General features: G+C 48.9%; 10 protein-coding genes. 3 read left to right on the forward strand and 7 right to left on the reverse strand.

The window, feature by feature from the left end:
• Nucleotides 1-20: 20 nt before the first annotated feature.
• The 4 genes from LCF41_RS21430 to LCF41_RS21445 all read right to left on the reverse strand — a co-directional run bounded on the left by LCF41_RS21430 (nt 21) and on the right by LCF41_RS21445 (nt 5,499).
• Entirely contained in the window at nt 21-1,169 is a 1,149-nt protein-coding gene (locus LCF41_RS21430; protein ID WP_225086256.1) for a mannitol-1-phosphate 5-dehydrogenase, read from the reverse strand.
• A gap of 61 nt (nt 1,170-1,230) precedes the next feature.
• The gene (locus tag LCF41_RS21435; protein WP_225086257.1) at nt 1,231-3,138 is read right to left on the reverse strand and encodes a PTS mannitol transporter subunit IICBA; all 1,908 of its coding nucleotides are present in this window, start codon (nt 3,136-3,138) and stop codon (nt 1,231-1,233) included.
• A gap of 530 nt (nt 3,139-3,668) precedes the next feature.
• Nucleotides 3,669-4,385: a DUF3053 domain-containing protein gene (locus LCF41_RS21440; RefSeq protein ID WP_225086258.1), complete on the reverse strand. Its 717-nt coding sequence runs from the start codon at nt 4,383-4,385 to the stop codon at nt 3,669-3,671.
• 73 nt (nt 4,386-4,458) lie between these two features.
• Nucleotides 4,459-5,499 (reverse strand): IS630 family transposase, encoded by a 1,041-nt coding sequence (locus LCF41_RS21445; RefSeq protein WP_225086259.1) that lies wholly within the window; start codon nt 5,497-5,499, stop codon nt 4,459-4,461.
• A 450-nt stretch (nt 5,500-5,949) separates the two neighbouring features.
• Here LCF41_RS21445 and LCF41_RS21450 point away from each other — a divergent pair, with 450 nt between their 5' ends.
• From LCF41_RS21450 to LCF41_RS21460, 3 genes are read left to right on the forward strand one after another with little or no spacing between them, the layout of a single operon-like run.
• The gene (locus LCF41_RS21450) at nt 5,950-7,329 is read left to right on the forward strand and encodes a hypothetical protein (protein ID WP_225086260.1); all 1,380 of its coding nucleotides are present in this window, start codon (nt 5,950-5,952) and stop codon (nt 7,327-7,329) included.
• A 10-nt stretch (nt 7,330-7,339) separates the two neighbouring features.
• A complete protein-coding gene (locus tag LCF41_RS21455; RefSeq protein ID WP_225086261.1) occupies nt 7,340-8,074 on the forward strand; it encodes an OmpA/MotB family protein in 735 nt (244 codons plus the stop codon).
• Nucleotides 8,074-8,949: a hypothetical protein gene (locus LCF41_RS21460; protein ID WP_205947280.1), complete on the forward strand. Its 876-nt coding sequence runs from the start codon at nt 8,074-8,076 to the stop codon at nt 8,947-8,949. The genes LCF41_RS21455 and LCF41_RS21460 overlap by 1 nt, the downstream gene beginning before the upstream one ends.
• A 58-nt stretch (nt 8,950-9,007) precedes the next feature.
• Here the strand turns inward: LCF41_RS21460 and glyS are convergent, their stop codons facing one another.
• The 3 genes from glyS to LCF41_RS21475 all read right to left on the reverse strand — a co-directional run bounded on the left by glyS (nt 9,008) and on the right by LCF41_RS21475 (nt 12,934).
• Complete coding sequence (gene glyS, locus LCF41_RS21465) at nt 9,008-11,077, reverse strand: glycine--tRNA ligase subunit beta (RefSeq protein ID WP_225086262.1); 2,070 nt, start codon at nt 11,075-11,077, stop codon at nt 9,008-9,010.
• A gap of 9 nt (nt 11,078-11,086) precedes the next feature.
• Nucleotides 11,087-12,001: a glycine--tRNA ligase subunit alpha gene (gene glyQ, locus LCF41_RS21470; RefSeq protein WP_010286428.1), complete on the reverse strand. Its 915-nt coding sequence runs from the start codon at nt 11,999-12,001 to the stop codon at nt 11,087-11,089.
• Between the two features lie 126 nt (nt 12,002-12,127).
• Nucleotides 12,128-12,934, reverse strand: coding sequence for a sulfite exporter TauE/SafE family protein (locus LCF41_RS21475; protein ID WP_225086263.1), 807 nt, complete (start codon nt 12,932-12,934; stop codon nt 12,128-12,130).
• Between the last annotated feature and the right edge of the window lie 37 nt (nt 12,935-12,971).

Consider the following 12,971-nt stretch of genomic DNA (forward strand, 5'->3'; position numbering starts at 1 on the left):
CTGGTGACGAGACGCGCCGATTACTGCATGGCGTTATACACATTCACTGCTTGCGCGACAACCTCGCTGTTAGCATCCAGACCAGAAATCTGTGCCAGCGCCGCTTGCGGCCCCTGTGCACGGAGCAACTCAGCCAGTTCCAGCGCCTGCGGATCCTGTTCGCTGCGATAATGCATCGCGGCGGCAATACCGGTAATCAGGTTGTCATGCGGCAAATGGTACTCCAGCGTGCCCAGCAGCGGCTTGATCAGACGGTCGCCCGCGCTCAGTTTACGCAGCGGCTGGCGGCCAACGCGCTCCACATCATCATGCAGATGGGGGTTTTCAAAGCGGCTGAGAATTTTATTGATATAGGCAGCATGCTTATCCGTATCAAAATCGTAGCGCTTGATAAGCACCGCACCGCTCTCTTCCATTGCGCCTTTGACTACGGCTCTGACTTGCGGGTCAAGAATCGCATCGCGAATCGTTTGATGCCGCGCCTGCTGGCCGAGGTAAGCCGTAATTGCATGACCCGTGTTCAGTGTGAAGAGCTTACGCTCGACAAATGCCATCAGGTTGTCAGTCAATTCCATACCGGGAATCGCTGGCGGCTCACCGCAGAACTGGGTTTTATCGACAATCCATTCACTGAAGGTTTCTACTGTCACCGCCAGCACATCATCACTACCCGCTTCGGAAGGGGGAACGATGCGATCCACGGCAGAATCGACAAATCCCACATGCTCGACAACCCATTCCTGATGGCCTTCGGGCAGCAGTTTCAACACATGCTGTTTTAACTGGCTGGTGCCGCGCACCATATTTTCACAGGCAATAATGTTCAACGGCCGGGAATTGCCGTCGTTATGACGCTTAACCAGCCCCTGAGCGATAGTTCCGGCGATTTTTTCCAGAATCTGCGGCCCCACCGCGGTCGTTACCAGATCGGCCACGGCAATCAGCGCGACGGCATCCTGACTACCGCTGTGAACGGCGCTAACGTTGCTCACGGTATCAAGACGTGTGTTATCCCCAACAATCCGTACCGTATAGCTTTTACGGCTGTTCAAGGCATCCAGCAGCGGCTGATTGACGTCAGCGAATGTCAGTTCGACGTTGGCATCCGCCAACAATTTCCCAATAAATCCACGGCCAATATTACCCGCGCCAAAATGTAATGCTTTCATGAGACATAACCTTAAAAAAACATAAAAAGAGGCCGCCCGAAGGCGGCACTAGCCACATCAATTAGGCACTCTTTTTACCGGAGAGTAAGTCGAGTACTTCCTGAACATCCTGCGTGTGCGCCAGACGCTCAATGACGGCGTCATCGTCCAGTGCATTGGTCAGGCTGGTGATGACCTGGATATGTTCGTTGTTACGGGCAGCGATACCGATAACCAGACGCGCAACTTCATCTTCTTCATCGCCAAAGCGCACCCCTTCAGGGTATTGGCAGAAAACCACGCCCGTTTTCAGTACGCGATCTTTCGCTTCAATCGTACCGTGCGGTACCGCGATCGATTCGCCCAGATAAGTAGAGGTCAGCTTTTCGCGCTCCAGCATCGCTTCAACATACTCAGGCTCGACGTAGCCGCCTTTCACCAATTGCTCACCGGCGAAACGAATTGCCTGCTCTTTCTCTGTCGCATGCTGATTCAGGAACACATTGCCCGCACCCAGTTGGAACAGGTTCGTCTGCGCATCGGCAGTTGCAGGGGCAGGCGTCGCCACGGCTTCAGGCTTCGCGGCACCCTGCGCAGCCACCAGACGAGCAGCCAGATCGCTATACAGGCCGCTATCAAGGAAGTTGGTCAGCGAAATATGCTGTGCCTGCGGTGCATGACGCATCGCGCGCTCGGTCAGGTCACGGTGCGTAATCACCAGATCAACATCGTCCGGCAGGCTATTGATCGCGCTGTTAGTCACCGAAATGTTGGTCAGCCCAGCGTCCTGCACTTTCTTGCGCAGCACGCCAGCACCCATCGCGCTGGAACCCATACCGGCGTCGCAGGCTACGATGATTTTACGCACGGTGCTCATATCGCCGCTGACACCAACGTTAGTCGCCGTGCCTTTAGAAGACGCTTTCATTTCCTGCATGCGGCGCGTTGCGTCGCTCAGGTCTTCTTCTTTTTGCTTGGTGCTTTTCAGCAGAATCGCCGACACGATGAAAGATACCGCAAAGGCCGCTGCAATGGCTGCGAGGTTAGCGAAGTAAGCGCCTTTTGGCGTCATCGCCAACACCGCCAGAATGGAGCCTGGAGACGCTGGAGAAACCAAACCGCCGCCCAGCACGCTCAGCGTAAATACGCCAGTCATCCCGCCCAGAATCACCGCAATAATCAGACGCGGATTCATCAGCACATACGGGAAGTAAATTTCATGAATCCCGCCCAGGAAGTGGATAATCGCCGCACCTGGCGCAGACTCTTTCGCATTACCACGACCGAAGAACATATAAGCCATCAACACGCCCATACCTGGGCCTGGGTTTGCTTCGATCAGGAAGAAAATAGACTTGCCGGTTTCCGTTGCCTGCTGAATGCCAAGCGGTGAGAAAATACCGTGGTTGATCGCGTTGTTCAGGAACAGAATTTTCGCCGGTTCAACGAAGATGGACGTAAACGGCAGCAGGTTGTTCTGGACCATCAGGTTAACGCCGGAAGCCAGTACCCGAGAGAAGACTTCAACCAGCGGACCAATCGCCAAAAATGCCAGAATTGCCAACAACATACCGATAATACCGGCAGAGAAATTGTTGACCAGCATTTCAAAGCCGCTCTTGATTTTACCGTCGACCATACGGTCAAAACGTTTGATCGCCCAGCCGCCCAATGGGCCGACGATCATGGCGCCGAGGAACATCGGGATATCGGTCCCGACGATCACACCCATCGTCGTAATTGCCCCCACCACGCCACCACGCTCACCGAATACCAGACGTCCGCCGGTATAACCAATCAGCAATGGCAGCAAATACGTAATCATCGGGCCGACGAGCTTCGCCAATGTTTCATTGGGAATCCAGCCGGTAGGAATAAACAGAGCGGTAATAATACCCCAGGCGATAAAGGCGCCAATATTGGGCATGACCATATTGCTGAGGAAGCGACCAAAGTTTTGCACTTTGATCTTAATATCTGGTGAAAGCATAAAAACACACCCCTATTGAAACGCGCTGACAATAAGAGCGCGTGGTAATTATCGTGAGACGGCGTGGCAATATGTGTTAGTTGCAGCGATGGTTAGCAACAACGACCGACAGCCTTATTTTTACCGAGATATCAGCAGTGACCAAAACCCCGGCTCTTATAGGCCTATCGGTTATCAAAACACCGATTGCTTCCGTCAGTATTACTGTATGCAGCGCGGACTCTAACACGCTGTTTTCATACCGCAACTCCACGGCAGTAACGTGACAAAAATCACACAACCACCCTACATCAACGATACAAATAGGTGATTTACTTCACAAAAAAACGTTAAAAATGAAAAACTAAACCAATTCCCAGACCAACACGGCCCTTTATATGTGATATAAGTCACACTTTAAAGACCTGTATTTGTTTTATTTATGTGATGTCACTCACAATTTATTTTTACCCCCCTCGCCTCTCATCGCCCTGTTATCCAGAATCCCTATCCGTAATAGCGCATCGCTAAAACATGAGAAAACGACGCGGCTAGGGAGAATTCACGCCATTTACCCCTCTGAGCGCATTCATTAAATTCTGCTGTTGCATGGGTAACGCCGCCACCATGCCGTTATATTGCGCCACCTGTTGTGGCGTACGGAATTGCACAGACGCACCATTGAACACGGCCTGATCGCCCTGAGCCTGAAGGAAATCGCCGATCTGAGTCAGACTCTGTGCAAAAGCAATCGCATTCGGAATAGCGGGTAACAGCGCGTTAGTTGGCTGTATTACCGTGCGTGCATACAGCCGCTCATAGGGTATCTGTACCTCTTCAGGCTGTTTTAGCATCCGGTGGGCATTGTCCGCCTGTACTTTCGCCGCCTGCACATGCTGGCTCAGCAGGTTCATTGCCCCGATAGATTGCCGAAGGCCATCGCGCTGTGTCAGATAGTCTTTAGGGACGCGGATACGGGAAATTTGCCCCAGCATCGGCGTCAAACTGCCGGATATCGCCTGATTAAACTGCTGAGAAAAGGTGGTTAAGATCGCGTAATCGTTGGCAAAATTGCCAAAATTCTTCTTTTGCTCTTCCGTCAATGTCGGCAGCTTCCCACCCTGCTGCGACTGCGCGCTTTGCAGGAACGCAATGAATGCCTTCCGCTGCTCCGCCTCGCTGTCACCACAGGCAGCCAGCTGCAATGCCGCCAGAATAACCAGAACCGGCAGCAGCCAGCGTGAACGGTACATCATCAGCCTTCTCATTCCCTACTCCTGTTATGCTTACTGCCCCGCCAGCCGTGCTTTACTCGGACAAAAACACGCTAAATGACTTCGCCTAATACCGCTCCACTTTAGCCAGACCATGCTGATTGCCGGGGAACGGTGAAGCGGCATTCATAAATAATTTTACCTGTTCCAGTAACTGCCACATATACCGGCACTGATGGTTACGCGTTATCGTTTCGTGTAACGACAACCACAGCAACTCGATTGGATTTAGCCACGGCGAATACGTGGGCAGGAACAACAACCGGAACTTCGTATTTTTTTCCAGCCACTTTTTCACCTTGTGGCTTTTATGAATGATGTAATTATCAACGACCAGCGTAATGGTTTTCGCTCGCCGATATGTCCGCCGTAATGTCTCTAACAGCTTGATAAATAAATCAGAACACTTTTTACTGCCGCCAACGTAATGGACTCGTCCCGTATCCGAATGCAGTGCCCCTGCCAGATAATACTTTTGGTTCTGTCCCGGCGTAGTAATACGTTTCTGTTGCCCTTTGAGCATCCAGTCTGCACCGATTTTCGGGTTCAGGTCGATATCTACTTCATCCTGATAAAATACCGGATGGTTCGTCTGCTTCTGGGAGACGGCCTGTTCGATGGCGAGTCGCTTTTCCTCATAATGCGGGTCTTTGATTTTCAGTGTTGGCGCGGCTCTGCGCCAGACAATACCCGCTCGTCTCAGATAGCGATGTAACGTGGAAGGATGAAGCGTCACGTTAAAAAGCCGGTTAATGATAAGTGCCAACAACTCGGTACTCCAGCGGGAGCGCAGCCAGCCAAAATCCTGAGGAGAGCGTTTAATAAGAAGCGGTAGCATATGCAGGATATCAGCGACTGGCCAGCGCGGTGCTCGTCCGGCTTTGAGGCTCTTTAGACCTTCAACACCATGTAAAGTAAACCAATTTATCCATCTTCCAACCGATGAGCGGGCCGCACAAAGCAGTCTGGCAACGTCGGTGACAGTCATTCCCCGATGCAGCATCAGTATGGCGATGAGTCGTCTGGAGTAATTTTTATCATGTGTCTGTTGGGCTTCTTTACGCATTAGTCGTCGTTCTTCATCAGGGATTGCTGCTATGATCGGCATCGCTCAGTCCGGTTGGTGATTTGTTTTGATTTGGCGATTGATCAGATCGCATAACTCGGACTGAGTTCCCTTCAAGTGATCTACTATTTGGCAAAGTTATTTAGCGACGGATTTTCCATGACAAGATTTTCTACGACATAAGCATAGTCGAATCAGTCTGGCTGTGCAGGAAAGGTCAGATCTGACGTTCAAAAGAAATAAAAACCAATATGGTTATTGTTTAATCATAAACATATTATTAAAATTGCGTTTCATATCGCATTTTTCATCCTAATAATAACGAACACCTAAAAGATGAGGTTACTCGATAGTATGAAAAAATGATTACATAATTTAATAATTATCAAGCTAATTAAAATGCAATTTACTGCCTTAACTAAAAAGTGCCTCCTTTAGCACTATAGCTTCATTTTTATCTTATTTTTAACAAACGGACGATTTGACTACTCTATGCTTAATATATTACCACTTGAAACATGGCTTTTTATTGCTGTGATCCTTGCCTACTTCATCTATAGCAATCAGAATTTTACCGAGAAGAAAGCTCATGAATCACCAGGAATCCTCATTACTATAGGGATATTGGCAACCTTTCTGGGCATTGCGTTAGGCTTGGCATCATTCGATATGAATGATGTAGAAAATAGCCTACCTAAGTTGATTAATGGCATAAAAACCGCATTTTGGGCCTCTGTTGTGGGTGTCGCTTGCGCATTAATTATAAAATGGCGCTATGCTTTCCGTGGTGTAAGAACAAAAAACAACCAACCAACACCAACAGACTCCACAATTGACGATATTGTTCAACACCTGCAGCTTTCTACAGAATCAATTGGACGATTGCATTATGCTATCGCAGGAAATGAAGACGCATCTTTGCTGACACAGTTAAAATTAATGCGTGGAGATCAAAACGATAAGCTAACCAATATCCATAATGCATTCATTGAATTCTCGAGAAATCAAACTGAAAACAACTCAAAAGCATTAATTGAAGCATTAAAAGAAGTTATTCATGATTTTAATGAAAAAATTGGTGAACAATTTGGCGACAATTTCAAACAGTTAAATGAAGCTGTCGGTAAAATAAATGAGTGGCAGCAGCAATACAGCCTACAAATACGAGAGATGATTGAGCAACAAACTCAAACAACAGAAAATATGCAACAAGCGACCCAATCCTTTTCTGAAATAATGACACAATCGGAATCATTTACTCAAGTTGCAAAAGACATTCATCAAACGATTGGTACGGCCTCTAGTTTAGAAAAAGGCATAGAAGAAAATCTGAAACAACTTGCTGAATTAATTGAATCATCAAAAACAGGCATCCCCGAAATAGAAAAAGGAATCATGGCTATTATAGAGGATGTGAGGAACGGGGCTACAGCCTCCGCCACAGCCATTGAAAATAGTGTTTATACTGTAACGCAAACATTGGAATCATCGACAGCCGATTTTAGCAACCAGATGATAGATAGTTCAAAAACAATGTTTGATGCTATAAGAAACCAAAATCAGGAAATGCAAAAATCTGTGCAACAAACAGGCACAGAGCTACAAGAGCAGATAACACGCCTTTCTCAAGATCTCACTAAATACATACAGCGACACAATGAAGATGTAACGAATAATATTGTCGAGCTGAATAAAAAAACAGAGCAACAGGTTCAAACATTAGATGCAGCTCTAGCGGCTGCGTTGAAGAAATCTCTCGATAGTCTCGGCCAACAATTAGGGGCACTGTCTTCTAAATTTGTACAGGATTACGATCCGCTAACAGAAAAGCTAAGAGACGTCGTACGCCTATCAGAGAATTTAAGGGGATAGGGGATAGAAGATGAATAATCCATTACTGACTCGCCAAAAAGCAGATAAAGAGGATTTTTGGATCAGTCTGAGTGATTTAATGACCTCTCTAATGATGATCTTTTTACTTATTTCTGTTGTCTATATGATAAAAGTACAGGAGATGGTTAAGATCCCATCTGTATATAGAAATACCTTACAGGGGCTTGGTCAAGCCTTACAGCACGAATTCCAGGACGATCTAAAACGCTGGCACGCAACAATCGACGAAGATCTAACAGTGCGATTCCAAGAGCCAAATATTTTATTTACGACCAGTTCCTCTGAGCTAAAGCCGGAATTTAAAAGTATCTTAGATGAATTTATTCCTCGCTACCTTAGTATTATGACTGATAAAAAATATATCAATAATATTGAGGAAATACGCATTGAGGGACATACATCAACGATGTGGCGAACTGGTGTAAGTGAAAATGATGCTTATTTTCATAACATGGAACTGTCTCAGTCAAGAACTCGGACAACTCTGTCATATATTATGAATATGCCCGCTGTTTCAGACTCTAAAAGTACCTTAAGTTGGTTTAAAAATCACGTTCGCGCCATTGGGTTTTCTTCAGCAAAGCCCATTGATAAAGAAGGGAAAACGATCACATCCCCAGAGCAGGTTGAAGATAGTGCGCGTTCTCAACGAGTAGAATTTCGTGTCAGGACGAATGTTGAACGCCAGGTAGCCAATATTGTAGAAAAAGGGAGTAAAATATAATGGATTCGTTTCTCGTCTCTCAACTTCCCGATTTTCTTGAATCGCCAATTTTCAATAAGCTACGCAAGGAAATGAAAGCGGAGATTATCCCACCAATTGCTAATATAAAAATGGACGCACTTGTTCTTGATAAAATACTTTCAACAACAGGAAAAGACATTGATATATTAGAAATAGAAATTAATAGTGACAACACGATTAATTATAAAGATAAACGCGTTATTCTTCATATAAGAGATGTTGCATCTTATGGTGGGAGTATGAGTTTGCCAAAATATCACTTGGCAAACTGTAAAACATTACAAAGAATGTGGGAAAATAATAAAAGTGGAAGATACGTTGCAGCCACCCGCAGTGACGGTATTTTTACAATAAAATCACAGAATACTGAAAAAACAGAGTGGATCACTAGAGAGGAAAGTTTAGATGTATGTAAATTTTGTCTCGAAACATTAAATTGGAAAAACTACTCTAGAAAATATCAGGATAGAGAAAATATTTTTTCTACTTTTGATCTAAGAGAGTTTTTTAGCGTTTATCCAAATTCAGCAACGACGTACAATGTCGAGCATAATGACGTTACTGCTCCGATTAATGATTACTCCAAAGATTTCCAGATAATATCAAAACAATATCGAGAGTCAGTTAATTGGCAATGTGCAATTTGCAAAATAATTCTTGAACGTAAAGATTTAAATAAATTTTTACATGTCCACCACCGCGATGGACAAAAAAATAATAATAACAAAAACAATTTACAAGCACTTTGCATTGAATGTCATTCAAATCAAGACAATCACGGCCATATGAAAAATAGTCCCCAACTAACATCATTCATTCAAATAAAAGGTGAAATGGCCTTCGCTGCAAGCTAAACGATCTTTCCCCGAGCCCGCTTGCAACCCGGGGAAAGATTACGTAACGCTATCGTCGTTATTGCAGCACAGAAATATCCGCAACCTGCAAGAACAGCTCACGCAGTTGGCTCAGCAGCGTCAGGCGGTTCACACGCATCTGCTCATCTTCCGCCATTACCATCACCTGATCGAAGAATGCATCGACAGGTTCACGCAGCGAAGCCAACTCAACCAGCGCTTCTTGATAGCGACCTTCAGCAAACAGCGGCGTCAGCTTGTCGCGCAGCACAACAAGGTGCGTTGCCAGCGTAATTTCCGCCGCGTCTTTCAATACGGCAGCGTTGACGCTCTCATTCAGCGTATCGGTAGACTTCGCCAGAATGTTGGAAACGCGCTTGTTAGACGCTGCCAACGCCACGGCGGCATCCAGCGAACGGAAGTGGCTGACGGCTTTCACGCGGGCATCGAAATCTGCCGGGCGAGTTGGACGACGCGCCAATACCGCCTGAATGGTATCCACGCTGTGGCCTTCTTCCTGATACCAGGCGCGGAAACGGCCGAGCATAAACTCAATCACATCATCGACAACGTTGGCGTTAGTCAGCTTGGTACCATACAAACGCACCGCTTCTTCGGCCAGCGTCTGCAAATCCAGCGGCAGACGTTTTTCGACGATGATGCGCAGCACACCGAGGGCGGCACGACGCAGTGCAAACGGGTCTTTGTCGCCTTTCGGGTGTTGGCCAATGCCAAAAATCCCTGCCAGCGTATCCATCTTATCGGCAATCGCCAGCGCACAGGCCACTGAGGAAGACGGCAGTTCATCACCTGCAAAGCGCGGCTGGTACTGCTCGTTCAGCGCAACGGCAACATCTTCCGCTTCGCCATCATGACGCGCATAGTGCATCCCCATCACGCCCTGCGTGTCGGTGAATTCAAACACCATGTTAGTCATCAGGTCACATTTGGACAGCAAACCCGCACGCGTCGCGTGATTCACATCAGCACCAATCTGACCAGCCACCCAGCCTGCCAGTGCCTGAATGCGGTCGGTTTTGTCGCGCAACGTACCCAACTGCTGCTGGAATAAAACGGTTTCCAGACGCGGCAGGTGATCTTCCAGACGCTTCTTACGGTCGGTATTGAAGAAGAACTCGGCATCAGCCAGACGCGGACGCACCACTTTTTCGTTACCGGAAATAATCTGCTGTGGATCTTTGGATTCAATGTTGGCAACAAAGATGAAGTTCGGCAGCAGATTGCCGCTGTTGTCGTAAACCGGGAAATACTTCTGGTCACCTTTCATGGTGTAAACCAGCGCTTCGGACGGCACAGCGAGGAATTTTTCTTCAAATTTCGCGGTCAGTACCACTGGCCATTCCACCAGCGAGGTGACTTCTTCCAGCAGGCTGTCGCTCAGATCGGCATTACCACCAATCTTGCGAGCGGCTTCTTCGGCATCGGCTTTGATTTTCGCTTTACGCGCATCGTAGTCGGCGACGACTTTACCGCGCTCCAGCAGAATCTGTGGATACTGCTCGGCAGTATCGATCGTAAATTCCGCTTCACCCATAAAACGGTGGCCGCGAAGGGTACGGGCTGAGTCGATACCCAATACCTGGCCGGGGATCAGTTCTTCACCCAGCAGCATGGTTACGGTGTGTACCGGACGCACAAACTGTGTTTCTTTGTCGCTCCAGTGCATCAGCTTTGGAATCGGCAACTTCGACAATGCCGTGCTTACCATGCCAGCCAGCAGCGCCTGCGCCTGTTCGCCTTTCGCATGGGCGCGATACAGCAGCCACTCACCTTTGTCGGTCGTCAAACGCTCAGCCTGCTCAACGGTGATGCCACAGCCACGCGCCCAGCCTTCTGCCGCTTTGGTTGGTTTACCTTCAGCATCAAACGCCTGGGCAATCGCCGGGCCGCGTTTTTCTACTTCACGATCGGGCTGGGAAGCGCTTAAGCGTGCCACTTTCAGCGCCAGACGACGCGGCGCAGCAAACCAGCTCACCTCACCATGCGCCAGATTGGCGGCATCCAGCTCCGCCGTGAAATTAGCGGCAAAGGATTCTGCCAGATTACGGAGAGCCTTCGGCGGCAGCTCTTCCGTGCCAATTTCCACCAGAAAAGTCTTGTCAGTCATGGCTGCCTCTTAGCTCTCTTTCTTATTGCACATCGGGAAACCCAGCGCCTCACGAGAGGCATAGTAGGCTTCCGCAACCGCTTTGGTCAGGGTACGAATACGCAGAATGTAGCGCTGGCGCTCGGTAACCGAGATCGCTTTACGCGCGTCCAGCAGGTTAAAACTGTGCGCCGCTTTCAGAATGCGTTCGTAAGCCGGTAAAGGCAGCGGTTTTTCCAGCGCCAGCAGGTGCTGCGCTTCTTTTTCGTATTGCTCGAAACAGCTGAACAGGAAATCAACATCAGCGTGTTCAAAATTGTAGGTCGACTGCTCGACTTCGTTTTGATGGAACACGTCACCGTAGGTCGTTTTACCTAACGGGCCATCGCTCCAGACCAGATCGTAAACGCTATCAACGCCCTGAATGTACATCGCCAGACGTTCCAGACCGTAGGTGATCTCACCCGTCACTGGCTTACATTCCAAACCGCCAACCTGCTGGAAGTAGGTAAACTGCGTAACTTCCATACCGTTCAGCCAGACTTCCCAGCCCAGACCCCAGGCACCCAGCGTCGGGTTTTCCCAGTTGTCTTCCACGAAGCGGATATCGTGAATGGTCGGATCCATACCCAGCTCTTTCAGAGAACCCAGATACAGCTCCTGAATGTTGTCCGGTGATGGCTTAATGACGACCTGAAACTGGTAATAGTGCTGTAAGCGGTTCGGGTTTTCGCCATAGCGTCCATCGGTCGGACGGCGAGAAGGCTGCACATAAGCAGCGGCCATGGGCTCCGGCCCCAGTGCCCGCAGGCAAGTCATAGGATGTGAAGTGCCTGCGCCGACTTCCATGTCCAATGGTTGAACAATGGTGCAGCCCTGACGCGCCCAATAATCCTGTAATGTCAGGATCAGGCCCTGGAAGGTCTTGGTATCAAACTTTTGCATGTTGGATTCGCGCACGATACAAGTGGATTTATAAGGAATGCGCCAGTATACCCTCTGACCGCAAGATATACAGCCAGAATGCGGTAACAAGTGCAAATCCCCGTCATCATCTTTCAAATTTCAGGATCAGCCTGAAAAAACGGTCTGCAACATCTTCAGGCTCAGCAGCAACAGCAGCGCCGCAAAGGCTTTTTTCAGCGTCGCGACAGGCAAACGGTGCGCCAGGCGCGCCCCGATAGGTGCGGTGAAAAAGCTGACAGTGGAAATCAGGAGAACGGCAGGCAGGGAAACATAACCAACGCTGTAGTCGGGCAGTCCCGTCGCTGACCAACCATTGATCATGTAGCCCAGCGCACCAGACAGAGCGATCGGTAGCCCAACCGCCGCGGATGTACCAATCGCCTGCTGAATACGGACGTTGCACCACGTCAGGAACGGCACCGTGAGCGACCCGCCGCCGATCGCCACCAGCGCCGAAATGCTGCCAATCACCAACCCCGCCAGCGAAACGCCAGCTGTTCCGGGCAACTGGCGCTGCGGTTTTGGCTTGATATTCAGCACCATTTGCAGCGAAACGTAGGCCATAAAACAGGAGAAAAAGATCGCCAGCGCCCGCGTCGGCAACAGCGTCGCCAGCCAGGTGGCCGCGAATGTCCCAATCAGGATAGCGGGCGTAATCCGCATCACCACAGGCCACAGCACCGCCTGATGTTGATGATGCGTACGCAGGCTAGAAATCGCGGTGACGACGATGGCCGCCATTGACGTTCCCAACGCCAGATGCACCAGATGTGTATTATCCACACCCTGTGCGGCAAACAGCGCCGTCAGCACCGGCACCATGATTCCACCGCCGCCAATCCCCAATAAACCCGCCATAAAACCTACCACTGCGCCTAATGCCAGATAGGCTGCAATCCACTCCACTGCCATTCCCTGTACCCCTGTCTCTGTCTATGCTTTTTTATGA

This window comes from Pectobacterium colocasium, assembly GCF_020181655.1.
Lineage (GTDB): Bacteria > Pseudomonadota > Gammaproteobacteria > Enterobacterales > Enterobacteriaceae > Pectobacterium > Pectobacterium colocasium.